Raw genomic sequence first — 22,759 nt, forward strand, 5'->3', positions numbered from 1 at the left:
GCCAGGGCGCCGAGAATCGGCGTCATGCACAGCGACGACCAGCGGCAGCCGGAGGCGGACGACGTCAGCCATTGCGACCTCGTCATGAAGGGCGGCGTGACCAGTGGCGTGATCTATCCGCGACTGGTGGCGGCGCTGGCCGACCGGTACCGGTTCAAGAACATCGGCGGCACCTCGGCCGGCGCAATCGCGGCCGGGGCGAGCGCGGCCGCGGAGCTCGGCCGCCAGCGCGGCCATGTCGGCGCCTTCGACCAGCTCGCGAAGCTGCCCGAGGAACTGGGCGCGGAGGTCGCCGGGGATCGGCGCCAGCCCGGCCGCAGCCGCTTGTTCACGCTGTTCCAGCCGGTGCCCGCGCTGCGTCGCCATTTCGACGTGCTGGCGCGCGCGCTGGGCAAGTCGCGTGGCCAGACCGTCGCCGCGGTGGTGGGCGGCATGCTCACCGTCCATGCGGGGGCCGCGTTGGGGGTCGCCGCGGGCGGGCTGCTGCTGGCCTGGCCGGCGCTGCATCTGTTCATCGACGGGACTGGTGCATCGCCGGGCCTGCGCTGGCTGGCCGCGGTGGCTGTGGTGGGCATTGCGGCGTTGACCGGCGCGGCGGCGATCGGGGTGACGGCCGCGCTGTTCGTCCGTGGGCTGGCGCATGGCCTGCGCGACAACGGCTACGGCCTGTGCAGCGGCCTGACGCAGCCGGACCAGGGCGGCCGGACCGCGCTCACCGACTGGCTGCACGGCTACTTCAACCAGCTGGCGGGCAAGAGCATCGATGGGCCGCCCTTGAGCTTCGGCGATCTGTGGGGACCCGACCCCACGACGCGAGGCATCCATCTGGAGGTGATCACCAGCGCGGTGAGCCAGCAGATGGTCTACAGCATCCCGTTCCGTCCGGGGACGCCGATGTTCTATTACGACCCGCAGGAGTGGTCGAGGCTGTTCCCGCCCGCGGTGATGGCCGCGCTGGCGGCGCCTTTCGCCGGCGGCAACGACGGGCCGGTGATCGAGAACGCGCAGGGGCGCGAGTTGAGACCGCTGCCGCGGCATGGCGAGTTGCCGGTCGTCGTCGCGGTCCGAATGAGCCTGAGCTTCCCGCTGCTGCTGTCGGCAGTGCCGCTGTACGCGGTGGACTGGTCGCGCACCGCGAACCAGCGCGCGCAGGCCGAGGTGCGCGCGGCGGAGACGGCCGAGGCCCGGCGCCAACTGCGCCTGCGGGCCACGCGGATCTGGTTCTCCGACGGCGGCATCGGCAGCAACATGCCGCTGCACCTCTTCGACGCGATGCTGCCGCGGCATCCGACCTTCGCGGTCAGCCTGAAGCCGCCGCATCCGGACCATGGCATCCGGCCCGCTGTCGCGGACAACGAGGGGGGCCGCGTCTACCTGCCCGAGGACGATCGCGGCGGCCGGCTGCGCTATTGGCCGGAGCCCGACCTGGTCCCCGACTGGGAGGAGCGCGAGGCGGTCGCGCGCGAGAAGACGCCGCTGGCGGGGCTGGCGGGTTTCCTCTGGAGCATCGTCGGGACGATGCAGAACTGGCGCGACGAGATCCTGTTCCCGACGCCCGGCTTCCGCGACCGCATCGTGCAGATCAGCCAGAAGCCCGACGAGGGCGGGCTCAACCTGACCATGGCCTCCGGCACGATCGCGGCCCTGGCGGATGCGGGCGGCCTGGCGGCGCAGCGCCTGATCGCGCGTTTCCATCCGCTGGGCGCGGAAGGCGGCGCGGGCTGGGACGACCATCGCCGCGCGCGGCTCACGACCTTCCTGGGCGTGATGCAGCCGGCCACGCTCGAGGTGGTGGTGGCCGGCGCGCCGGCGGACTGGCTGGCGCTGCTCAAGGACGATCCGCGTTATCGGCGCTCGTCGGCGATGCGGGCGGAGGCGACCCGGTTCCTCACCGGGCTGCAGGGCCTGGGCGCGGCCGTGCCGCTGAAGCAGTCGGGACAGCCGCGCACGCTGGAGGTCGGCTCGCTCAAGCCGATCCCGCAGGTGCGCCTCGTGCCACGCGTCTGAGTGACAGCCGCCCCGGTTCGCCGGGGGCGGGGGGCCGGCCCCTTAACGCCGGCCGGAGATCGGAGTACGGTTGCGCGTGCCACATCGTGCCGCGTCGAGGTCCGATCTCCCTTCGGGCCCGCGTCCGAGGAGAACCACATGCTGTCCAACACGAACGCCCGGGGGTCCATCGGTCGTCGTCTGGGAATGGTCCAGACCGGCGTCCTGGTGATCGCGCTGATCGGATCGGCGCTGGGGTACTGGGGCTTGAACCGCGTCGCGGAGCAGACCGCCGCGATGTACACCGACGCGATCGTCACCGAGCGCGCCGCGTCCGACTGGTACCGCAACGTGTTCAACGGCACGACGCGCACCACGGCGATCGCGGTCAGCGCGGACCCGGGCCTGGCGACCTTCTTCACCCAGGCCGCCGCGGAGGCGACCAAGGTCTCGACCGAACTGCAGCAGCGGCTCGACAAGCTGCTGACGAAGCCCGAGGAACGCGCCACCTTCGACAAGGTGGCCGAGCTGCGCAAGACCTACCTGACGGTGCGGGACGCCATCACCGCGGCGAAGAAGCAGGGCGACATGGCGCAGGCCAAGCAGATCTTCGACGAGCAGTTTCAGAAGGCGTCGAGCGCCTACCTGGACGGCATCCGCGCCGTGGCGCAGCAGCAGCGCGACCAGCTGGACCAGGCGATCCAGGCGCTGGCCGCGACCAACGAACGCGCCCGGATCGCGCTGGTGGTGTTCGGGCTGGTGGCGCTCGCGGCGGGCGGCGCGCTCGCGGTGTGGCTGACGCGTTCGATCACCCGGCCGCTTGGCCAGGCGGCGGAAGTGGCCGACGCGATCGCGCGCTTCGACCTGACCGGCCGCATCGAGACCCGCGGTAGCGACGAGACCGCGCAGCTGCTGCGCGCGCTGGACGCGATGCAGGGATCGCTGCTGCGGCTGATCGGCGAGGTGCGCGGCTCGACGGACAGCATCGGCACTGCCAGCGCCGAGATCGCCAGCGGCAACATGGACCTGTCGGCGCGCACCGAGCAGACTGCGTCCAACCTGCAGCAGGCGGCGGCCTCGCTGACGCAGCTGACGGGCACGGTGCGGCAGACGGCGGATGCGGCGCTGACGGCCAACCAGCTGGCGAGCTCGGCCGCGGAGACGGCGCAGCGCGGCGGCTCGGTGATGGGGCAGGTGGTCACGACGATGGGCGAGATCAGCGACAGCTCGCGGCGCATCGCCGACATCATCGGCGTGATCGACGGGATCGCCTTCCAGACCAACATCCTGGCGCTGAACGCGGCAGTGGAGGCGGCCCGCGCGGGTGAACAGGGGCGCGGCTTCGCGGTGGTGGCGGGCGAGGTGCGCTCGCTCGCGCAGCGCAGCGCGGAAGCGGCCAAGGAGATCAAGTCGCTGATCGCGACCAGCGTGGACCGCGTGGAATCGGGCTCGCGCCTGGTGACCGACGCGGGCACGACGATGACCGACATCGTGACCAGCGTGCAGCGCGTGACCGACATCATTGCGGAGATCCGCGCGGCCTCGCAGGAGCAGAGCGACGGCATCAACCAGGTGAACGCCGCGGTGGGCCACCTGGACCAGATGACGCAGCAGAACGCGGCGCTGGTGGAGCAGGCCGCCTCGGCGGCGGAGAGCCTCAAGGACCAGTCGAAGCGGCTGTCGGCCGCGATCGCGGTGTTCAGGCTGGCGTGACCGGCCGGGCGCCGAGGCACTCGGCCTCGCGCGCCGGGGTCAGCGTGGCGACGAGCTTGCTGGCATCCCAGTCCGGCTCGCGCGGTGCCAGCGCCCAGGCCAGCGTGTCGGCGGTGGTGTCCTCGATGGCGCGGCAGGTCAGGCCCGCGGCCGCCGCGCGCGTGGCGTCGCCGAGCAGCATGCCGCCATGGGTCGGATCGTTCTCCGGCAGCCAGAGCGGGAGTTGCGTCCAGGGCGTCATGCCCAGCACCAGCAGCAGGTCATCCGGCAGCCAGGTGAAGCGCGCGCCGGCCTCCGGCGCGGCCTGGACGCAGGCGTCGAGCAGCGCCTGCATCGGCATCCGCGGTCCGACGGCGTTGAAGCTGCCGGTGACGCGCGATTCGGCGAGGGCCAGACAGAACGCCGCGAGATCGCGGACATCGATGACCTGGACCGGACGTTCCGGCCGACCGGGCGCGAGGATCTCGCCGCCGCGCGCGACGCGTGTCGGCCAGTAGGTGAAGCGGCCGGTCGGGTCGTGCGGGCCGACGATCAGCCCGGGACGGACGATGGCGTGACGATCGGGCAGGGCGCGCGCGAGCGCCTCTTCCGCGCGGGCCTTGAGCGGGCCGTAGCCCTCGTGGCCCGGCGCGAGCGGCGCCGATTCGTCGAAGACCCGGTGCGGCGGGAACACGCCGTAGGCCGAGATCGACGAAACCAGGACCACATGCGGTGCGCCGGTGTCGAGCGCGGCGAGGCTGCGCTCGACCTGCGCGGGAGTGAAGGCGGTGCAGTCGATGACGGCGTCGAACGCGCGGCCACGCAGGGCGCTCATGTCGCCGTCGCGATCGCCGACGAGGCGCTCCACTTCGGGGAACAGCCCGCGGCCGTGGCGGCCGCGGTTCAGCATCGTGACCGCATGGCCTCGCGCAAGCGCGGCGTCGATGACGTGGCGCCCGAGGAAGACGGTGCCGCCGAGGATGAGCAGTCGCATGGGGAGCTCGCGTCGCGATGGGACAGGGCGCAGTATCCGCCGCCGGCGGCACGCCTTCGCAACGACGAGCGGTAATGAAAAAGCCGGTTGCCACGCGTGTGACAACCGGCTTCTCGGTGTTCTGGTGCGACCGGCAAGAATCGAACTTGCGACTAGGCCTTCGGAGGGCCCAATGATATCCACTTCACCACGGTCGCCATGGGAAGCGCGCATTCTAGCCTCGTTCTGGCCCTGCTCGACCCAAGCCGATTCAACTCGTTGAAACGGCACCAGGGCGAACCCGCTGCGCGACCCTCGCGCAACACCTGGCCCGCCCTCGTGCCGACCTTGACGAAAGCCCCAGGGTGGGGCGCCAGGGGGCTGGCTATACTGCGCCGATTTGCTGTTCCCCCGTCCGGTTTCCCGAGGGCCGATCAAGCCGCGAAACCCCCTGCGAAACACGGACGCGCTTCTGCCGTAGTCGATTCGATTCACGAGGAATTCATGAGCGGAACCCAGGACCACGCCAACGCCCAGGACACGCACGCCGACGGTCACGACGCCCACGAGGGGCCCATCAAGACACCCAAGCAGTTGATCGTCGCGGTCTTCTTCGCGTTCGTGATCCCGATCGTGATCATCGTGATGCTCGCGAACTACGTGTCCAGCGAGATCAAGCCCGGCGCCGGCGGCAGCGGACTCGAGGAGCAGGCCGTCGCTGCCCGCATCCAGCCGGTCGGCTCGATCGAGCTCAAGGACCTGGCCAACCCCGCCGCGATGAAGTCCGGCGAGCAGGTCTTCCAGGCGCAATGCGCCGCCTGCCACGCCACCGGCGCCGCCGGCGCGCCCAAGCTCGGCGACCATGACGCCTGGGGCCCGCGCGTGAAGACCGGTTTCGACACCCTGGTGCACTCCGCCCTGAAGGGCAAGGGCAACATGGGCCCGCAAGGCGGCGGCGACTTCAGCGACTTCGAGATTTCCCGCGCGGTGGTCTACATGGCCAACCAGGGCGGCGCCAAGTTCGACGACCCCAAGCTGCCCGCCGCGGCCGCTTCCGGCGCCGATGCAGGCGCCTCGGCGCCGGCGAACGCGGCCTCGCAGTAAGCCCTGCGCGCGCCAACAGGAAAGCCGACCCGCGGGTCGGCTTTTTCACGCGTGGCGCCAGCCTCACCCCCGGGCGACGGCCCCCTTCGGGTCGAGGGGGGACAGCACCACCCCATGACGGGCGACGAGCTCGGCGTGCGTCGCGTTCGTCATCGACCAGCGACCGGCTTCGATCGCGTCCGCCGCCGGCCCCATGTCCTGCGTGTGGACCAGTCCCAGGCCGAGGTCGGTCTCGAGGAACAGGCGGTCCGCATCGTCCAGCACCGCGCCGGTGACCTGCGCCTCGCGGCCGGTGTGGCTCAGCACGCGGCCGTCGGGCTGCAGCCGCCAGATCCAGGGCGCCGCCTCCAGCTGCACGTAGACCCGCTGTGGTCCGTTCTGGAAGAACCATGCCCCCGTGTCGTCGACGCCGTAGTTGCGGTCGATGAAGCCGATCAGCTTGTCATGCACGATGCGGCTGCCCTTGACGGCCGGGAAGGGGCCCGCCGCCTGGATGCGCTCGTCGCGCATGTACCAGTCGCCGCGCGCATCCAGCGCCAGCCAGCCGTAGCAGTGCGGCACGTTGGGCCACTTCTTCAGCGCGGCCTCGACGATCGCATCCATGGGCGCTCCTTCGGTCCTTGTACGGGGCAGCTCAGAGCCGCATCGCCAGCCAGTCGGTGACCCGTTCGGGCATCGTGCGCACGTGGCCCGGCGGGCGGCCTGACGGGAATCCGACATGCCCCCCCTCGCGGGGTTGCCACAGCGTCACGTGCGCACCCACATGGCTCTGCGCCGGCAGGCTGTGGGCCGGCACGAACGGGTCGTTGCGCGCGTTCAGCACCAGCGCCGGCACGCGGATGCGCGCCAGGTGCGGCTTGGCGGAGGCGCGCAGCCAGTAATCGTCGACATCCCGGAAGCCGTGCAGCGGCCCGGTGAAGAGGTTGTCGAACTCGTAGAGGTTGCGCACCCGCCGCATCCGCTCCGCATCGAACAGCCCCGGATGCTGCTTCAGCTTGCTCATGGCCTTGGGCATCATCGTGCGCAGGAACATGCGGGTGTAGACCAGCTTGTTGAAGCCCTTGCCGATCGCATGGCCGGCGGCGGTCAGGTCCAGCGGCGAGCAGATCGAGCTGACCGCCTTGACGGTGTCCGCGGCCGTGTCGCCGGCCTCCTGCGCCCAGCGCAGCAGCGCATTGCCGCCCAGCGAGACGCCGGCCGCGATCATCGGCCCGCGGTGGGCCGCGCGGAACTGGGACAGCATCCAGCCGATCTCGACGTAGTCCCCCGAGTGGTAGGCCCGCGGGGCGAGGTTGAGTTCCCCCGAGCACCCTCGGAAGTAGGGCATCGCGAAGGCCCAGCCGCGGCGCTGCGCGACCGCGGCGAAGGCCTGCACGTACTGGCTGTCGACCGAGCCCTCCAGCCCGTGGAAGAGCACCAGCAAGGGCCGCTCCGGTCCCGCGGCATGCGGAGTGGTCGTGCCCGCGGCAGCCGTGGCGGCGGAAGGGGTGGCATCGGTGGGGGCGGCCGGATCGACCAGCCACTCGACGTCGATGAAGTCGCCATCCGGCGTGTGCCACCGCTCGCGTCGGAAGCGCGGCGCGGGGCCGTCGTAGCGCCGCGCGAACAGCACGGGCCAGATCGTCTGGGCATGGCCTCCGGGCAACCAGGGAGGCGCCTGGTACTGCATCAGCGGGCCTCTCTCAATGCAGGGTGGTCGGCGCGCCCACGGACACGATCGACAGTTCCTGCTTCACGTCCTGCGAGGTGCCGGGGCTGGCGTGGTGCGCCACCAGGCGCCAGCCCAGCGCCGTCTTCAGGTAGACATTCGTGGCGACGACCCAGGCGCTCTGCGTGCCGTCCTCGTCGGTGATCTCGACGCGCTCCAGCACCTGGTGGATCGCCGTGTCGCCGTTGACCAGCCGGCGCTGGCACTCGGGATGCACCGGGATCGCGCCGCGCGCGAAGATCTGCTCGAAGCTCGCCCGGATCGCCGCCGCGCCGACGACGCGCGGTCCGCCCGGATGCACGCAGCAGACCTCGTCCTCATCGCCCCAGACGGCCATCAGGCGTTCCAGGTCGCCGGCCTGCAAGGCCTCGTAGAACTGCGCTTCGGTGTCCTCGGGAGAGGCCAGCAGCAGGGCGGTCTGAGGCTTGCGCACCATGGATCTCGTTCCTTGTTCAAGGGAGCGGGGCAATGACCGGATCCCCACGTCGGGGGACGGCCGGGGGATCAGTGGCCGGAGGGCAGGTGCTCGCCGGCCTTGAGCTTGTAGAGCGTGCCGCAGTAGGCGCAGGTGCCTTCGCCGCCGTGGCTCAGGTCGATGTAGACGCGAGGGTGGTTGCTCCACAGCGGCATCTTGGGATTCGGGCAGAAGACGACACCCGGACCTTGCAGGTCCTGCGCGGTGACTTCGACGGTGGCCTTGGGCGTGGTGGTGGTGCTCATGATCTTGTTCTTGCGGGCTGGCGAGGGCGGGCGCGTCCGGACGGGGGATCCCGATCAGACCAGCGTCAGCCAGTGGGCGTACTTGGGATTGCGGCCATTGACGATATCGAAGAAGGCCGCCTGGATCTTCTCGGTGATCGGGCCGCGGCTGCCGATGCCGATCTCGATGCGGTCCAGTTCGCGGATCGGCGTGACCTCGGCGGCGGTGCCGGTGAAGAAGGCCTCGTCGCTGATGTAGACCTCGTCGCGGGTGATGCGCTTCTCCACGAGCTTCAGGCCCAGGTCCTGGCAGATCGCGAAGATGGTGTTGCGGGTGATGCCGTTGAGCGCGCCCGCCGACAGGTCCGGCGTGTAGACGACGCCGTTCTTGATGATGAAGAGGTTCTCGCCCGCGCCCTCGGAGACGAAGCCGGAGGCGTCCAGCAGCAGCGCCTCGTCGTAGCCGTCCTCGGTCGCTTCCATGTTGGCCAGGATCGAGTTGGTGTAGTTGGACACCGTCTTGGCCTGCGTCATCGTGATGTTGACGTGGTGGCGGGTGTAGCTCGAGGTCTTGACGCGGATGCCGCGCTTGAGGCCTTCCTCGCCCAGGTAGGCACCCCAGGCCCAGGCCGCGACCATCAGGTGGACCTTGTTGCCCTTGGGGCTGACGCCCAGCTTCTCGCTGCCGATCCAGGTCAGCGGGCGCAGGTAGCAGCTGGCCAGCTTGTTTTCGCGGACGACCGCCTTCTGCGCTTCCTCGACCTGCTCGATCGAGAACGGCAGCTTCATGCGGAGGATCTTGGCGCTGTTGAACAGGCGCTCGGTGTGCTCGCGCAGCCGGAATATCGCGGTGCCCTTGTCGGTCTGGTAAGCCCGCACGCCCTCGAAGGCGCCGCAGCCGTAGTGCAGCGTGTGCGTCAGGACATGGATCTTGGCGTCGCGCCAGTCCACCAGCTCGCCGTCCATCCAGATCTTGCCGTCGCGATCGTCCAGAGACATGGGTCTTCCTTTTCGGCCGCGAATCGGCCGGGTGCTGCAAAAGTCGTGGATTTTATGCGGCCGGGGTGTCGGAAGGGGCGCCCGTGTGCGCCTGCGCGTCCGCCGCGCGGATCAGCGTCCAGCGGGTGACCAGGCTCCGCTCCAGCACCACGTCCACCGCGTCGCCGCCGGCGTCGGTCCAGCGGTAGGTGTTCGGGTCGACCTTGACGCCGAGCGAGCCGCACATGCGGATCAGGTCCAGCAGCTTCATGCCGGCATGCAGCTTCGAATGGAGCATCACCGCGCTGGCGACATGGCCCAGCGGCGCATTCTGGGCGGTGCGCATGACGCGCATCAGCTGCGAGAACTGCAGCAGCAGGAAGAAGACGACGCAGGACAGGCCCAGGATCGCGCCCTTCCAGCCGAAGAAGACGCTGCCCGCGACGATGGCGGCCAGGGCGAGGAGGATGCCGGCGAGGCGGTTCATGCGAGGGAACTCCGAAGGGGGAAGAAAGGGGTGAAAGTTGGGAACAGCGGGGGGGCAGCGGGAGGAGCGGCGCGGTGTCGCCTCAGCGCTGGGCGACGGGCACCGGATCGTCGGTCCCGGCGGATTCGTCCCAGTGGTAATGGCGCTCGACCTTGGCGATGCGCCGCTCGTAATGGCGATACCAATCGCGCCGGCCCCGGTCGCGGGCGGCGGTGTGCTCGGTGACCGCGCGCCAGGCCCGGATGTCCTCCAGGCTGCGCCAGTAGGAGACGGTGATGCCCAGGCCGTCCGCGTCGCGGGCGCTCTCCACGCCGAGGTAGCCCGGTTGCGCTGCGGCCAGCGCCGCCATGCGTTCGGCCATCGCGCCGTAGCCGTCGTCGGGCGTGGCGTCGGTGCGCTGGCTGCAGAAGATCACCGCGTAGTACGGCGGCTGGATCGACGGCGAGGCGGGCGGCAGGAGGTCGGTGGCGCTCATGGGGAGGTCCGTGGCGGTGGGCGTCAGGCGGAGCGCGCATTGTCGTCGCCCCATGCGGCGTCACATCCCGCGCAGGATCTCGATCGCGTCCTCGATGCGCGCGACCGCGTGCACCGTCAGCCCGTCGATCGGCTTCTTGGGTGCGTTGGCCTGCGGCACGACCGCGATCGAGAAGCCCAGCTTGGCCGCCTCCTTCAGGCGTTCCTGGCCGCGGGGCGCGGGCCGCACCTCGCCGGCGAGCCCGACCTCGCCGAAGGCGATGAAGCCCTTGGGCAGCGGCTTGCCGCGCAGCGAGCTCTGGATCGCCAGCAGCACCGCCAGGTCGGCCGCGGGTTCGCTGATGCGCACGCCGCCGACCGCGTTGACGAACACATCCTGGTCCATCGTGGCCACGCCGGCATGGCGGTGCAGCACCGCCAGCAGCATCGCCAGCCGGTCACGCTCCAGGCCCACCGAGAGCCGCCGCGGGTTGGGCCCGCCGCCGTCCACCAGCGCCTGCAGCTCGACCAGCATCGGCCGGGTGCCCTCCAGCGTGACCAGCACGCAGGAGCCCGGCACCGGATCGCCATGGGTGGACAGGAAGATGGCGCTGGGGTTGGTCACGCCCTTCAGGCCCTTCTCGGTCATCGCGAAGACGCCGATCTCGTTGACCGCGCCGAAGCGGTTCTTGATCGCGCGCACCAGGCGGTAGCTGCTGTGGGTGTCGCCCTCGAAGTACAGGACGGTGTCGACGATGTGCTCCAGCACCCGCGGCCCGGCCAGCGCGCCTTCCTTGGTCACGTGGCCGACCAGCACCATCGCGCAGCCGGTGGCCTTGGCGGTGCGGGTCAGCTGCGCGGCGCATTCGCGCACCTGCGCCACCGAGCCGGGCGCCGAGGACAGCTGTTCGGAATAAAGCGTCTGGATGGAATCGATGACGCAGAAGTCGGGGCGCTCGGCCTCGAGCGTGGCGAGGATCTTCTCCAGGCCGATCTCGGCCAGCACGCGCACCTGCGAGCCGTCCAGCCCCAGCCGGCGCGCGCGCATGGCGACCTGCGCGCCGGACTCCTCGCCGGTGACGTACAGCACCTTCATCTGCTTGGACAGCGCCTCGACCGCCTGCAGCAGCAGCGTCGATTTGCCGATGCCCGGGTCGCCGCCGATCAGCACGACGCCGCCGGTCACGATGCCGCCGCCCAGCACCCGGTCCAGCTCCTCGAGCGAGGTCGGCGTGCGGTCGAAGTCGCGGGCCTCGATCTCGGACAGCGTGGCCACGGGCTGGCTGCGGGCCAGCGCCTGGTAGCGGTTCTTGCCGCCGGTGGGCTCGGCGGCGGTCTCGACCAGGGTGTTCCAGGCGCTGCAGGACGGGCAGCGGCCCAGCCACTTGGCGCTGGTGGCGCCGCATTCGGAGCAGACGTAATGGGATTTCGGAGCAGCCATGGGGCGCGATTGTCGCCGCCCGCGCTGTGGACAACCCTGTTGAGAAGCCTGTGAATTCGCTGTGCGGCGGCTGTGATCCGCCTGTGACCTGCTTGTGGGCGGGATGTGGGCGAGCGGGGGACAACCAGGCCCCCGCCTGTGGGCAAGCGGTGGGCAAGCGGCGTCGCCGCGGGGGAGGAGCTGTGGACAGGCTGGGGCCAGCCTGTGCTCAAGCGGCCTTCGGCTGGGGATAAGCAGCGGGGCGCGAGCCGAGCCACAGCCCCCCGAAGGTCAGGGCGGCGTTGACCAGCAGCAATTCCAGCCCCATGCGGTAGTCCCCGAAGAGGGTGGCCTGATGGGTGTCGACGATCCAGCACAGGGCCGGGGCCGCCAGGGCGATCCAGGGGAGGACCCCGGGACGCAGGGTGCGCGAGCTCAGGATGCCGAAGGCGAACAGGCCCAGCAGCGGGCCGTAGGTATAGCCGGCCAGCTTCAGGATCAGGTTGACCATGCTCGGGTCGTCGAGCCAGCGGAAGCCCAGCGTCAGCAGCAGGAAGACCGCCGCGTACCCGAGGTGGACGGCCTTGCGGACGCGGCGCTTGCGGGCCTCGTCCCAGTCGCGCCGCTCCTGCAGGCCGAGCAGGTCGATGCAGGTGCTGGAGGTCAGCGCGGTGATGGCGCCGTCGGCGCTGGGGAACAGCGCGGAGATCAGCGCGACGACGAAGATCAGCTGCACCCACGCCGGCAGGTGGTCCATCACCACGGCGGGGAACAGCCGGTCGCCCTGCGCGGCGAGGCCCTGCTGGCGCGCGTACAGGCTCAGCAGCCCGCCCAGGAACAGGAACAGCAGCACGACGCCGGTCATGATGGCCGCCATCACCATCATGTTCTTCTGGGCGTCGGCCAGCCGCCGGACCGAGATGTTCTTCTGCATCATTTCCTGGTCCAGGCCGGTCATCGCCACCGCGATCGCGGCGCCGGCCAGCAGCTGCTTGGCCCAGTGGGCGGCGCTCATCGGGTCGGTGACGAAGACCTCGGCCAGCCCGGCGGCGCGCATCGCCTGCCAGCCGCCGGCCAGGTCCAGGTCCAGCGCGTGCAGCAGGAAGACCACGCAGATCACCAGGCCGCCGAGCATGCCGGTGGTCTGCAGCGTGTCGGTCCAGACGATGGTCTTGACGCCGCCCTCCAGCGTGTAGAGCAGGATCATCACGAGCACCAGCAGCGCGCTGAGCCAGAACGGCATGCCGAACTGGGCCAGCACCAGGTCCTGCAGGATGCGCACGACCAGGTAGAGCCGCGCGGTGGCGCCCAGCGTGCGCGACAGGATGAAGAAACCCGCGCCGGTGCGATGCGCCGCCACGCCCAGCCGGGCACCGAGGTAGCGGTAGATCGAGCTCAGCTGGAGCCGGTAGTACAGCGGCAGCAGCACGAAGGCCACCACCGCGTAGCCGGCGACCTGGCCCAGCATGATCTGGAAGTAGCTGAACGCGCCGCTGCCGACCGAGCCCGGCACGCTGATGAAGGTCACCCCGGAGAGGGAGGTGCCGATCATGCCGAAGGCGACCAGGCCCCAGTGGCTGCTGCGGTTGCCGATGAAGAAGCTGTCGTTGTCGGCCCGGCGCGAGGTCCACCACGCCACGGCCAGCAGCAGCGCGAAGTAGGCGGCGATGACGACGAGCAGCACGGTGGCGGACATGGCGCGGGATTATTGGAGCGCCGCCGCCACGGACGCATTCCGAATCGGACGGGGGACATAACCGGCCGGAGAGGGCGATCCGGACGCGCCTGGCGTTAACCCTGACCTTCGTCCGCTGGCGGGCGGCGTGCTACAACCTCGGGTCCTTCGAAGGAGTCGATCATGGAGTTGTCAGTCTGGCTGGGGTTCTTCGCGGCCTCCTGGGCCATCAGCCTGTCCCCGGGCGCAGGCGCCATCGCGGCGATGAGTGCCGGACTGAATCACGGCTTCCAGCGCGGCTACTTCATGACCATCGGGCTGATCCTGGGCATCCTGACCCAGATCGTGGTGGTGGGCGCCGGCCTGGGCGCGCTGATCGCGGCCTCCGAGCAGGCCTTCGCCGTGGTGAAGTGGGCGGGCGTGGCTTACCTGGTCTACCTCGGCATCCAGCAATGGCGCTCGCCGGCCCGGCCGCTGGTGGCGGAGCAGGCCGAGGCCAGGCAGGTCTCGCGCCGTGACCTGGTGCTGCGCGGCTGGGCCATCAACGCGGTGAACCCCAAGGGCACCGTCTTCCTGCTGGCCGTGGTGCCGCAGTTCCTGAACCTGCATCACAGCCTGACGCAGCAGTACGCGGTGATCGGCGCGACGCTGGCCTTCACCGACGCCGTCGTGATGGCCGGCTACACGCTACTGGCGGCGCGGGTGCTGCGGGCGCTGCGTTCGGAGTCCCACCTGAAGGCGATGAACCGGATCTTCGGCTCCTTGTTCGTCGGTGCCGGCGCGCTGCTGGCGACCTTCAAGAAGGCCGCCGATTGAGGGCCGACGCGCCCGATCCCACACGATTTCCGACGTCCCCCAGGCGGTCCGCGTCAGGACCGCCTCCCACCGAAGGCCGCCCCCAAAGGGCGGCCTTGTTGTTTTCCCCGCCCTAATGCAGCTGTTGCCCAAAGCCGGGGGGACGGATCCAAGGTTAGTGGCAGCAGATGTCCATCGCAGGCTCGCCATGGGTAGCTAGTCACCGGTGGTCACTTCCTGTCGATCTGGCAGGTCTTTCAGAACCCTGTAAGTCAATAGGTTAGACAGCTTCTTGGATAACCGGGCGTTCGGCGCGATTCCGTGGTTGGAACTAGTGGCAAGTGCAGGCCGTAGCAGCCTCGTTTTTTGAAGCCCACAATCACGTGCATGACAGCGCACCTTTACGAAACTGAAGACTTGCCATTCGACCGGATGAAGGAAGCCGACGTCCGCGCGCACGTCCTGGATCCGCTGCTGCGTCGGTTGGGCTATTCACTGAATGGTCCGGCCACCATACTCCGGGAACACGCGCTGAAATACACGGGCCTTTACCTCGGCCGGAAGAAACCGGGGAAGGACCTCAAACTTCAGGGGAACGCTGACTATACGCTCCAGGTTGCGGGGCACGCGCGGTGGACCCTTGAAGCCAAGGCACCAGATCAGGCCTTAGACGAAGAGGTCATCCAACAGGCTTGGAGCTACGCGATTCATCCGGAGGTGCAGTCCAGCTACTTTGCAGTCAGCAATGGTAGGCTCTTCGAACTGTACGCGACCTCGTCGGCCTGGGGGAGCGCGCCCATCATTTCTTGCAAGTATGAAGAGCTGAGCAAGAGGTACGCCGAAATCGAAGCATTCCTTGGCCCGGCCCAGATCGCCCGGAAGCACCCAAACCATCTTCAATCAGCTGGCAAGCCTCTCGGACCAAATCTGAAAGCTTTCGAGCGCATCGCCAGCGGAATGATCTCTTATCACAAGTCCACAACGGGACTTCCCATACTGAGTCAGATGCAGGTCGCAATCGTCGATGGCTCGATGCGGCGCGACACTACTGGCAAAATCGAAGTGACCGTGGTGACGCGCGCTCCGTTTCGAGAGTTCCAGGAAAGGATCGACGCGCTTGGCCTGCAGGTGCAAACCTACTTCACAGAAGACGAGCAACTGTCGGTGAACCCGCAAAGGCCAACCGCATTTCGCTTCGTAGCCGATCAGCTGTTGCCGCTAACCATTGATCTGGCGACTTTGGAGGTCACGCCGCCAGAGGTCCCCGTACGTGCGGTAGTAAGCGCCACGGCGACTGGGCATCTCAGCAATGATGTCTTTAGAGGAGATTTCCTTCTGGAGGTGACGTATCACCTTGCCGCCGGTACCGCTTCATTTACCGGCGAGGGTAAGTTCGAATTGCGATTGACGTAGGCGCGACGGGCAAAGTCGACGGGCCTACGTCAGTGCCGGTTCGAAATGCAGCACCGAATGGCATCCGATCATTTAAGGTGCCGCAAAGCGGTCGCTCGTCGATAACCCCTTGTGACCGGGAACTCCCGTTCACGCATGCGCCGCGACCTCCCGACAAGTGGATAGCGGCCGTCAATCATGAGCGGACCGGTCACTCTGTCAGAAGGCCTCGACCGCCGCAACAGATTGGCGTTGATGCCGCACGGTAGCTGTCGTGCTCAATCTTCTGGACTATCTGGAGATCCTCTTCGTCTTCGGCAATGCCAGCAAAGAAGGCCAGTACTTCCTGCGCATTCGCGGAGATCATGGCCGCGAAGTCCTCGTCGACAGCTCCCCATCCATCCCCGCGCGCAGCCGCGTTCATCGCCCTGATGACGGATAGCTTCTGCGACTTTGACTCAGCGAGGGCATACAGCCTTTTGACGAAGTCAATGCTTCTCTTGCGAACGACCATGACACCTTCGTCGGCCGGTGCGACTGCCCGAGAAAGCGTCACTGCAGACGACGACCACCGCGCCGCTTCCATGGATGTCGACAGCAGTCCCTCCAACAGCGTAAGCACTCCTCGAAGATGGGTCCGCAGCTCGTCATCACCCTTCTTCTCCAGCGTTCCTATGACCTGCAGCTGAGGCATCGCACCAATCCCTCTGCCAGTAGGTTTCCATCCCCGAAGTACACGGAGATGTTGTACTTCGCAAGCCCGCTGAGAGCAGATGTGGCGGCCTTGCGAACGGGCTCCTCCTGGTGATTTGATGCCCAGAGCAGACTGTCGACGACAGCGGGAGTCTCCAGATAGCGCAACGCATTGAGCACGTCCACGCCTTTGGACATCAGCCTGTGCGCGTTCCTGAACCGCGATAGTGACGCCTCCACGAGTTCCCCGAACTCCTCCGAGTGAACGAACGCTCGGGTCTCAACGGAACGAATGAATGCGTCCACGATGGACACTGCCTCACGGCTGCGCCGAAATCCTACGGTAAGCAAGACCTCGAGGCTGAACTCGAGAGCCTCGTACACGTTTCCATTGGTCAGGGTGGCAAACGCCTGCTCACAAGCGCGTGCAACTGCCTCTTCAGCTGCCGGCGTGTTTGATTGGAGCAGTCGTCCTAGGACTTTGATGCGGGTTCCCTTTCGACCACCTCGGATGTTCAGTCAGCGCCGCAACTTTCGTACGCGCCCATAACGACTGTTGAAGCACCACGCCGCTCAATACGTAGGCGATCAATGCCGCGGTCTGCAGCCTCGTACTGGTCGCAGCAACGCTCGCTCGGAACTCAACACCTACTGGGAAGCCCGACTAGTGGTCGGTGATCAGAGGACCTACCGTACGACCCAACAATAGAGGGTAGGGAGGAAGCATGGTCCGTTCAACCATCGTGGTCGCGAGCCTGTTCGTCGGGAGTTGGTCGGCAAGCGGGGCAGAACTGGCCCGTGGCTCTGGCTCTGGCTCTGGCTCTGGCTCTGGCTCTGGCTCTGGCTCTGGCGAAGCTTCGACCAGTTCGATCGAGCTTAAGCTCGAGAACCCCTTTCGGCTGTTCCGGGACGCCAAGGATTTCGAGCGCCTGCGCATGCGCCCCGGCGAAACCGCGCAAGCCTGGTACTTGCGACATGCAGGGTCGATCGGCGATGGCTACCTCCCTACGAGGCGCACTTGGTGGGATCCTGTCGGCGGCCAGAACGCAGATGGACAGTATCAGCCTGGGTATCTGCACCCAAGTAGTCACCGCGTCACGTTCTCCCTGCCCGGAGAGCTACCTGGAAGCCTTTGCAATTGGGTGCTTGAACGAAAGTCGATCGACCCGAAGATCAGCGCGCCCGTCAAGCAGCCGGACAGCATCCTGCCGCCCGTGCCGCGCCAGAAACGCGTTGCGGTCGGGCCGTGTGACGGCACCACGCTGGACGTCGCCTACGAGCGGCCTGACGCGAACGGCTTGGGGCAGCCATTCATCATCAAGGTGGCATCCGCGGGCGGACGACATGCCGAACGAGAACTGCAGGTTCGTGACGTCCTGATTCTCGGACTGGGTGACTCGTACTCCGCGGGAGAAGGCGCGCCGGACGAGCCGGCGCAATTAACGGCCCGCGACCCGCGACTCAGTCGAAGCAGCATTCTTGGCGGCGTGAGTGTGCAGGTCCTGGTCCCCGAGGTCAATTCCGGGCGCGCGGCTCAGTGGTGGGACAACGAATGCCACCGTTCGCTGCTCTCTTGGCAGTCGCTGGCCGCCCTTCGTCTGGCATCCCAGTATGCGGACCGGGCAGGGGTGACACCGGATGAGCCGCTCGTTGCTATCACTTTCGCGTCCTACGCATGCTCGGGTGCGGAGGTCTGGGACGGAATGCTGCAACCGCAGGGAAATCCCCCCGGCCACGCCAAGCGGCCAGCACAGGATGGCGCCCCTGTTTTCGTTCAGCGCAGCCAACTGCATGCCGCCTCGAAGGATCTATGCGAGCTAACCTCTGGCGACTGGGTCGTCGGAAGCAGCCTAAAGCAGCAACGGTTTGCCAAGTGCGACGGGCGGCAACGGTTGCCCGACCTCGTGTTCCTGTCTATCGGCGGCAACGACGCCGGATTCGCGAAGGTCATCATGCATACCCTCGTTCCCGGTCCATCGCTGGGGAACAACGCCCTTGGCAGTGTCGCCTTGGCGGCGTTCAAGAAGGTGCTCGGGACCGTGGACAACAGCGAGTCTGCAGCGCGGGCGGTCCAGCTAAAAGAGAAGCTGCCGTTCTTGTCCGCAGCGATGGACGAGCGCCTTCGCGTTCGGCCGGGCACCGTGTTCTTCATGCAATATCCCGACCCGTTGCAGCGGCCTCGGCGGCTCTTGCAGACCGCCGACAGTGACACTTGCGGCCTCGAGATTCGCTCGGGAACCGAAGCCGCCCGATTCATGTCCAGTACCTTGAGGGACCATTGGCACATGTGGGGCACGGAGTCGGAATTTCGAGCCATTCGCTCCGAAGTGATTCGTCCGCTCCACGACATCGTCCTGGCGAGTAAGGGCCACTGGACGGTGGTGGATGAACATCTGCCGGACTTCCTCGAGCACGGGTTATGTGCGGATGCTGCCGCTGCGGAGAGGGACGAAGCCCATCAAGCTCAAATGGCCGATATCGCCAACGTTCAAGTCTATGGCCTGCCCGCTGTATCGGCGGCAAGCGGCAGCGATAAGGAGTGGCGACCAGCCCACCACTTCGATGAGGCCTACAACCCAGCGACGGTGCGTTGGTTCCGAACCCCAAATGACAGCGTCCGCGTGCAGACCGAGCGGCGCGTCCAAGACAGCATGGCCGGCGCATTCCATCCGAACGGTGGAGGGTACGCACGTTTGGCTGACGCAGCTTTCGAGGCGATCGCGACGGCGCCAAAACAGAGATGAGGTCGGGCGATCAAGGCTGTCGATAGACGGGTCGAGCCCGACTTTGATTAACGGGGCTGAAACGCAGCTATGTGAATGTACGACCCGAAAGGATTGCCCTTGTGTCCGGGGGCAACGCTTATAACGCCGCTTGCGGCACGCCAATCGCTGTCTTCACCCACATCGAGACTGTGCACAACCCCAAGCGGCGTTACGGCCCGGTGGGTGACACTTCGCCGGTGGAGTTCGAACGACTCCTTCTTCAACGGCTCACGAGTGTCCCGGAAATCCGGCGCGATTCAGGTACTGGCGATTAAATAAACAATTTGAACAGAGGGAGAAAAGGAGATGTCGGAGAAAATGTTCCACTTCATCGTCACCGCGGATCGCCAAGCTTGGGCCGGTGGCGTTGAAGTCTATCCCAAAAGTCGCTTTCTTGAATACAGCCCCGACCATATTGTCAAGGAGTTCGAGCAACTCACCCCGAAGAAGATTGACCTTCTAAAGTCTATGCCTTGCCTCTGCGCATACGAAGGCGAGGAAGATATTCATATTGGCAAGATCGAGCGGATCGATTTGGAACGGTCTAACATGAGGGTTGAGGTGTCCTTCAATCCGAGCGTTCCGCCAATTTCGTTTGAACGGTTTAACGCCCATAGAAAGCGATTTGGGGTCCATGAGTGGGAATTCTCGCGCACCCATTGGGCGGTTAAAAGCGGCGACCTCTTTGAAAAGCTCAGAGAGTCTAATCTGCTCCCACTCGCAGCCGTTCTTCCTGACGTCCTTCCCGGTTTCAGCATAGGTGACGAAGACCAGCAATCTTCGGTGGGCAGCGTCACCCAGTACATTGACAAGGTTAAAGAGCTCATCAGCCCTAGCCAACAGTGCTTCTATCGCGGCCATACCGACAGAACGTACAAACTTGAGCCTTTCATTTTCCGAACAAATAAGAACGGTGTTCCGCTGTATAAGGATCGCGAACACGAGATGTTCCGGGAGCTATTGGTATCAAATTTCTTTGATTTCACTGGAGACAGCTCAACGCTGGACCGCCTCGTGCGCATGCAGCACTACGGCCTTCCAACCCGCTTGCTGGACATCACGGCTAATCCATTAATTGCCCTGTTCTTCGCCGTCTTCAGTAAAGACCAAAGTCCTACCAAGCTCGCAAAGGATGGGGAGGTGATCCTGTTCACACTTCAACGAGACAAGATCAAGTACTTTGATTCCGACACTGCTAGCTGCATCGCTAACCTAGCGCTGCTGAACGTCGCTGATCGCAGGTACATCGACAAGAGCTTGAATCAATACAAGACGCTCCAAACACCGTCCGAGCGCGCGCTGTTCGACACAACCTTCAATGGGTCAACGGAAGTTGAAAGATTGCTTCATTTCATTAAAGCAGAGAAGCCATATTTCACCCCGAGGATCAAACCTGCGGACCTTCACTCGGTGGTCTGCGTGAGAGGAAAGCATAGTAATGATCGCATCACCTCGCAGTCCGGGGCGTTCCTGCTATTTGGGGATGAAGCAAGTTTCAACGAGGAAGGATCGACCGACATCCGCGTCCATCGGATTACCGTCAAGAACAAAGCTGAAATCCTGCAAGACCTGAAGCTTCTAAATATCACTGAAAGTACAGTCTTTCCGAACATTGAGAGTTCAGCGAACGACATTAAGAATAAGCACATGACGCGTGAGACCGAAGCTGGCAACCTACCAATCAAGTGAGCGACGCACATGCGTTAAATCTCGCTCCATTAGTGTCCGGTGGCAAGGCGAAAGCGCCATGCCCGACAAGCTTGGCCGTCTGGATCAAGCTCATGACGGATGCGGCGCGCTGTTCGATGAGCCGCGGCCGGGGCCTCAATCGCGCTCTACGATGTCGCCGCTTCTGAGCCATATCAGGATGGCTTCGTTGATCGTGTCCGACATCAACCGTCGATCGCCAGACACCCAATATATGTCGTGCCCGTCGAACTCAAGATGGCCCTGCCCGGGTTCGACGATTTGTTCGTGCTGCTCGCGACCGTTAAAGAAGCCAAGGCTGATGGCCTTGTGAATATCAAACCGTCTAGGCATAGGTCGCTTCCGCGCTGATGCTGGCTGAATGACGCGCCCGGCCGGGAGGTGCGCGCCTTCCTTGAAATGCGGAAACGCTGAGATCCCCTCAGGACCTCGCGACGAGAAGATCTTCCGGCGTCCTGCCGGCCGCGAGCGCTTCGTTGAACCACTTCGGACGCTTGCCCACGCCGGTCCATGTCCGACCATCGGCGCTGGCGTACTTCGGGACACCGGCGGCGCGAGCTGCCTTCGCCCGCTTGCCAGGCTTGCGAGATGTCGTGGTGGTCCGAGTGCCAGACTTGGCGACCAGCATGTCTTCCGCCACTCGCCCGTTCGCCAGCGCCTCGACGAACCAGGCCGGACGCTTGCCGACACCGCTCCACGTGCGCCCGTCGTCGCTCTGGTACTTCGGCACGCCGCGGCCGCGCTTTGCCACTGTGCTCGAGGAAGTAGCAGAACCCTTCGCCTTGCGCCCAGCGCGCCCGAACAGCTGCTCGGGCGTCAGGTTGTAGTGGGCGATCGCCTCTTGGATGCGCGCCACGACTCCCGACACCTCCTTGGCTCGAAGCGAGTCCGCTTCCTTCTGCAGTTTGTCGATCTGGCTCAAAACATGTTGCAGGGACTTCGGCATGACTCTCTCCTTTTGGATCTATGGTCGTCGCTCGTGGCGACGCGGCGCCATTTAACCAGACCCCAAGGAGGCGTTAGGCCTTCTTCCATGTTCGGTGACAGCGGGGCGGCTCTGACGTTGCGTCAACAGGTCGCAACGCCTGGCCCCCTGCACACCGGGCAGCAGAGGGTCCAGACGACCAACAGCCGCATGGTCGAAGTTGGCCGGGGGATCAGCGACGCATGCCCGCCCGGAGTTCTCCGAGCCAGCGAACGTAGTCGGTGGGCTCGTTCAGGGATGTCACCGTCAGTCCGCTCCCGTCGACCCTGATGGCCATAGCGAGGTCGCCGAGCTGCACGGTTGGCGAGAACGCGTCGAAGCTCGAGACCTTCTTCGCTTCCACCGCACCGTTGACCATTACTGCAACTTCGAAGCTAGCCGAGGCACCGGCCAAGCCCAGGAAGGTCACGGCAACCGCCTGGGTGCGCGGCTTGGTCAGACCAGCATCCGCTGTTTGGCTGATCAAGGGCTCCTGCTGGTAGACCGTCGGCATGCCAACGGCCACCAGCTTGTCATCCAGGCGATCCGAGCAGAGGAACCCTGCGTCGTCGACCAAGGTCAGGAAACCGCTATAGCCGCTGCCCACGCCGACCACGTCATAACGTCGTCCGCTGTTGCTCGTGAAGGTACCGAGCACGGGTAATGGCATCTCGGGCGTGATCTTCACATCCGGTGTCATGGGGCTCGAATCGATGACCTCGATCTGCTTCTTGGCCCGATAGACCTTCTTGCTTTCAGCCAAGCTGGCGTAGAAGACGACCTCGCCGGGAGCCAGAACCTTGCCGATGGACAGGCGCCTGTTGGCGACGTTCAGACTGGTACTGCCGCGCACCAGGGTGCCCATGGCAGTCAACGACTCGGCGCGGCTGGCGCCGCACTTCTTCTGCGCCACGTTGCCTTCGGTGGGGGTGAGCCCGGCCAGAGCCGGAGAGGTCATCGCCAAGCTGGCGAGGATCGAGATGAGTGACCTGGATGCGAGAGACATGGCTTCCCTGAGATTGACGTTGTCGAGCAGCCCCGGGGACCGGGGCTCCACTTGCTCCGTACGGCCGTGAAAACGGCCGCGATGTCACGTCCCGCCAGCGAGCGAGGAACGCTCACTTTGCTGTCAGTTGACACGTGTCTTCAGTTTACGATCCATGAAAACTGCGTCGCGCAATGCGACCCAGCAGGAATCCGGAATTAATCGACGCCATGGCCGTGGAAATCAAGGCCAGACGGATTGAGCTCGGCTACTCGCAGGAAGA

The 22,759-nt window shown here is 66.1% G+C and carries 21 protein-coding genes and 1 tRNA gene; 7 read left to right on the plus strand and 15 right to left on the minus strand.

The window, feature by feature from the left end; genetic code table 11:
* Nucleotides 1-24 precede the first annotated feature (24 nt).
* Nucleotides 25-2,007, plus strand: a complete 1,983-nt coding sequence (locus ACTJKJ_RS23450) for a hypothetical protein (RefSeq protein ID WP_440822411.1) — start codon at nt 25-27, stop codon at nt 2,005-2,007.
* Between the two features lie 138 nt (nt 2,008-2,145).
* Nucleotides 2,146-3,699, plus strand: a complete 1,554-nt coding sequence (locus ACTJKJ_RS23455; protein ID WP_440822413.1) for a methyl-accepting chemotaxis protein — start codon at nt 2,146-2,148, stop codon at nt 3,697-3,699.
* Here the strand turns inward: ACTJKJ_RS23455 and ACTJKJ_RS23460 are convergent.
* Both ACTJKJ_RS23460 and ACTJKJ_RS23465 read right to left on the minus strand, forming a co-directional pair.
* On the minus strand, nt 3,686-4,672 hold the full coding sequence (locus ACTJKJ_RS23460) for an NAD-dependent epimerase/dehydratase family protein (protein ID WP_440822415.1): 987 nt from the start codon (nt 4,670-4,672) through the stop codon (nt 3,686-3,688). The two genes, ACTJKJ_RS23455 and ACTJKJ_RS23460, sit on opposite strands and share 14 nt — an antisense overlap.
* Nucleotides 4,673-4,794: 122 nt before the next feature.
* A tRNA-Arg gene (locus ACTJKJ_RS23465) sits at nt 4,795-4,869 on the minus strand.
* Between the two features lie 286 nt (nt 4,870-5,155).
* Between ACTJKJ_RS23465 and ACTJKJ_RS23470 the strand changes: the two genes are divergently transcribed.
* The gene (locus ACTJKJ_RS23470) at nt 5,156-5,755 is read left to right on the plus strand and encodes a c-type cytochrome (protein WP_147240591.1); all 600 of its coding nucleotides are present in this window, start codon (nt 5,156-5,158) and stop codon (nt 5,753-5,755) included.
* Nucleotides 5,756-5,818: 63 nt separating this feature from the next.
* On the opposite strand, the gene ACTJKJ_RS23475 is transcribed toward ACTJKJ_RS23470, so the two are convergent.
* From ACTJKJ_RS23475 to ACTJKJ_RS23515, 9 genes are all read right to left on the minus strand, one after another.
* Nucleotides 5,819-6,358 (minus strand): DUF2946 family protein, encoded by a 540-nt coding sequence (locus ACTJKJ_RS23475; RefSeq protein ID WP_440822418.1) that lies wholly within the window; start codon nt 6,356-6,358, stop codon nt 5,819-5,821.
* A 31-nt stretch (nt 6,359-6,389) separates the two neighbouring features.
* Nucleotides 6,390-7,424 carry a YheT family hydrolase gene (locus tag ACTJKJ_RS23480; protein WP_297379868.1) on the minus strand — a complete coding sequence of 345 codons (1,035 nt, stop codon included), beginning with the start codon at nt 7,422-7,424 and terminating at the stop codon, nt 6,390-6,392.
* Between the two features lie 13 nt (nt 7,425-7,437).
* On the minus strand, nt 7,438-7,899 hold the full coding sequence (locus ACTJKJ_RS23485) for a YybH family protein (protein ID WP_091729141.1): 462 nt from the start codon (nt 7,897-7,899) through the stop codon (nt 7,438-7,440).
* Nucleotides 7,900-7,967: 68 nt separating this feature from the next.
* The gene (locus ACTJKJ_RS23490) at nt 7,968-8,183 is read right to left on the minus strand and encodes a zinc-finger domain-containing protein (RefSeq protein ID WP_099862169.1); all 216 of its coding nucleotides are present in this window, start codon (nt 8,181-8,183) and stop codon (nt 7,968-7,970) included.
* Nucleotides 8,184-8,237: 54 nt separating this feature from the next.
* Entirely contained in the window at nt 8,238-9,161 is a 924-nt protein-coding gene (locus tag ACTJKJ_RS23495; protein ID WP_091729133.1) for a branched-chain amino acid transaminase, read from the minus strand.
* Between the two features lie 52 nt (nt 9,162-9,213).
* A complete protein-coding gene (locus tag ACTJKJ_RS23500; protein WP_091729130.1) occupies nt 9,214-9,627 on the minus strand; it encodes a hypothetical protein in 414 nt (137 codons plus the stop codon).
* 82 nt (nt 9,628-9,709) lie between these two features.
* Nucleotides 9,710-10,102 (minus strand): antibiotic biosynthesis monooxygenase family protein, encoded by a 393-nt coding sequence (locus ACTJKJ_RS23505; RefSeq protein WP_440822421.1) that lies wholly within the window; start codon nt 10,100-10,102, stop codon nt 9,710-9,712.
* 60 nt (nt 10,103-10,162) lie between these two features.
* Complete coding sequence (radA, locus tag ACTJKJ_RS23510; protein WP_183483432.1) at nt 10,163-11,521, minus strand: DNA repair protein RadA; 1,359 nt, start codon at nt 11,519-11,521, stop codon at nt 10,163-10,165.
* A 208-nt stretch (nt 11,522-11,729) separates the two neighbouring features.
* Nucleotides 11,730-13,196: a sodium:solute symporter gene (locus ACTJKJ_RS23515; RefSeq protein WP_440822424.1), complete on the minus strand. Its 1,467-nt coding sequence runs from the start codon at nt 13,194-13,196 to the stop codon at nt 11,730-11,732.
* A gap of 162 nt (nt 13,197-13,358) precedes the next feature.
* Here ACTJKJ_RS23515 and ACTJKJ_RS23520 point away from each other — a divergent pair, with 162 nt between their 5' ends.
* Complete coding sequence (locus tag ACTJKJ_RS23520) at nt 13,359-13,991, plus strand: LysE family transporter (RefSeq protein ID WP_147240585.1); 633 nt, start codon at nt 13,359-13,361, stop codon at nt 13,989-13,991.
* 366 nt (nt 13,992-14,357) lie between these two features.
* The gene (locus ACTJKJ_RS23525; RefSeq protein ID WP_440822426.1) at nt 14,358-15,383 is read left to right on the plus strand and encodes a hypothetical protein; all 1,026 of its coding nucleotides are present in this window, start codon (nt 14,358-14,360) and stop codon (nt 15,381-15,383) included.
* Between the two features lie 190 nt (nt 15,384-15,573).
* Here the strand turns inward: ACTJKJ_RS23525 and ACTJKJ_RS23530 are convergent, their stop codons facing one another.
* A complete protein-coding gene (locus ACTJKJ_RS23530) occupies nt 15,574-16,056 on the minus strand; it encodes a hypothetical protein (protein WP_440822428.1) in 483 nt (160 codons plus the stop codon).
* Between the two features lie 724 nt (nt 16,057-16,780).
* Between ACTJKJ_RS23530 and ACTJKJ_RS23535 the strand changes: the two genes are divergently transcribed.
* A complete protein-coding gene (locus ACTJKJ_RS23535) occupies nt 16,781-18,799 on the plus strand; it encodes a hypothetical protein (protein WP_440822430.1) in 2,019 nt (672 codons plus the stop codon).
* 339 nt (nt 18,800-19,138) lie between these two features.
* On the plus strand, nt 19,139-20,509 hold the full coding sequence (locus ACTJKJ_RS23540; RefSeq protein ID WP_440822432.1) for an FRG domain-containing protein: 1,371 nt from the start codon (nt 19,139-19,141) through the stop codon (nt 20,507-20,509).
* A gap of 135 nt (nt 20,510-20,644) precedes the next feature.
* On the opposite strand, the gene ACTJKJ_RS23545 is transcribed toward ACTJKJ_RS23540, so the two are convergent.
* The 3 genes from ACTJKJ_RS23545 to ACTJKJ_RS23555 form a co-directional block, all read right to left on the minus strand.
* Nucleotides 20,645-20,860 carry a hypothetical protein gene (locus tag ACTJKJ_RS23545; RefSeq protein ID WP_440822434.1) on the minus strand — a complete coding sequence of 72 codons (216 nt, stop codon included), beginning with the start codon at nt 20,858-20,860 and terminating at the stop codon, nt 20,645-20,647.
* An 88-nt stretch (nt 20,861-20,948) separates the two neighbouring features.
* Nucleotides 20,949-21,473: an H-NS family nucleoid-associated regulatory protein gene (locus tag ACTJKJ_RS23550; protein WP_440822436.1), complete on the minus strand. Its 525-nt coding sequence runs from the start codon at nt 21,471-21,473 to the stop codon at nt 20,949-20,951.
* Nucleotides 21,474-21,684: 211 nt separating this feature from the next.
* Entirely contained in the window at nt 21,685-22,497 is an 813-nt protein-coding gene (locus ACTJKJ_RS23555; RefSeq protein WP_440820176.1) for a hypothetical protein, read from the minus strand.
* Nucleotides 22,498-22,759: the final 262 nt, after the last annotated feature.

It is taken from the genome of Roseateles sp. 22389 (genome assembly GCF_052044995.1).
Lineage (GTDB): Bacteria > Pseudomonadota > Gammaproteobacteria > Burkholderiales > Burkholderiaceae_C > Roseateles.

What these genes read in the sequence shown, in the direction of transcription:
- ACTJKJ_RS23450 (WP_440822411.1), top strand. Translation starts at nt 25, where the DNA reads ATGCACAGCGACGACCAGCGGCAGCCGGAGGCGGACGACGTCAGCCAT.
- ACTJKJ_RS23455 (WP_440822413.1), top strand. Translation starts at nt 2,146, where the DNA reads ATGCTGTCCAACACGAACGCCCGGGGGTCCATCGGTCGTCGTCTGGGA.
- ACTJKJ_RS23460 (WP_440822415.1), bottom strand. Translation starts at nt 4,672, where the DNA reads ATGCGACTGCTCATCCTCGGCGGCACCGTCTTCCTCGGGCGCCACGTC.
- ACTJKJ_RS23470 (WP_147240591.1), top strand. Translation starts at nt 5,156, where the DNA reads ATGAGCGGAACCCAGGACCACGCCAACGCCCAGGACACGCACGCCGAC.
- ACTJKJ_RS23475 (WP_440822418.1), bottom strand. Translation starts at nt 6,358, where the DNA reads ATGGATGCGATCGTCGAGGCCGCGCTGAAGAAGTGGCCCAACGTGCCG.
- ACTJKJ_RS23480 (WP_297379868.1), bottom strand. Translation starts at nt 7,424, where the DNA reads ATGCAGTACCAGGCGCCTCCCTGGTTGCCCGGAGGCCATGCCCAGACG.
- ACTJKJ_RS23485 (WP_091729141.1), bottom strand. Translation starts at nt 7,899, where the DNA reads ATGGTGCGCAAGCCTCAGACCGCCCTGCTGCTGGCCTCTCCCGAGGAC.
- ACTJKJ_RS23490 (WP_099862169.1), bottom strand. Translation starts at nt 8,183, where the DNA reads ATGAGCACCACCACCACGCCCAAGGCCACCGTCGAAGTCACCGCGCAG.
- ACTJKJ_RS23495 (WP_091729133.1), bottom strand. Translation starts at nt 9,161, where the DNA reads ATGTCTCTGGACGATCGCGACGGCAAGATCTGGATGGACGGCGAGCTG.
- ACTJKJ_RS23500 (WP_091729130.1), bottom strand. Translation starts at nt 9,627, where the DNA reads ATGAACCGCCTCGCCGGCATCCTCCTCGCCCTGGCCGCCATCGTCGCG.
- ACTJKJ_RS23505 (WP_440822421.1), bottom strand. Translation starts at nt 10,102, where the DNA reads ATGAGCGCCACCGACCTCCTGCCGCCCGCCTCGCCGTCGATCCAGCCG.
- radA (WP_183483432.1), bottom strand. Translation starts at nt 11,521, where the DNA reads ATGGCTGCTCCGAAATCCCATTACGTCTGCTCCGAATGCGGCGCCACC.
- ACTJKJ_RS23515 (WP_440822424.1), bottom strand. Translation starts at nt 13,196, where the DNA reads ATGTCCGCCACCGTGCTGCTCGTCGTCATCGCCGCCTACTTCGCGCTG.
- ACTJKJ_RS23520 (WP_147240585.1), top strand. Translation starts at nt 13,359, where the DNA reads ATGGAGTTGTCAGTCTGGCTGGGGTTCTTCGCGGCCTCCTGGGCCATC.
- ACTJKJ_RS23525 (WP_440822426.1), top strand. Translation starts at nt 14,358, where the DNA reads ATGACAGCGCACCTTTACGAAACTGAAGACTTGCCATTCGACCGGATG.
- ACTJKJ_RS23530 (WP_440822428.1), bottom strand. Translation starts at nt 16,056, where the DNA reads ATGCCTCAGCTGCAGGTCATAGGAACGCTGGAGAAGAAGGGTGATGAC.
- ACTJKJ_RS23535 (WP_440822430.1), top strand. Translation starts at nt 16,781, where the DNA reads ATGGTCCGTTCAACCATCGTGGTCGCGAGCCTGTTCGTCGGGAGTTGG.
- ACTJKJ_RS23540 (WP_440822432.1), top strand. Translation starts at nt 19,139, where the DNA reads ATGTTCCACTTCATCGTCACCGCGGATCGCCAAGCTTGGGCCGGTGGC.
- ACTJKJ_RS23545 (WP_440822434.1), bottom strand. Translation starts at nt 20,860, where the DNA reads ATGCCTAGACGGTTTGATATTCACAAGGCCATCAGCCTTGGCTTCTTT.
- ACTJKJ_RS23550 (WP_440822436.1), bottom strand. Translation starts at nt 21,473, where the DNA reads ATGCCGAAGTCCCTGCAACATGTTTTGAGCCAGATCGACAAACTGCAG.
- ACTJKJ_RS23555 (WP_440820176.1), bottom strand. Translation starts at nt 22,497, where the DNA reads ATGTCTCTCGCATCCAGGTCACTCATCTCGATCCTCGCCAGCTTGGCG.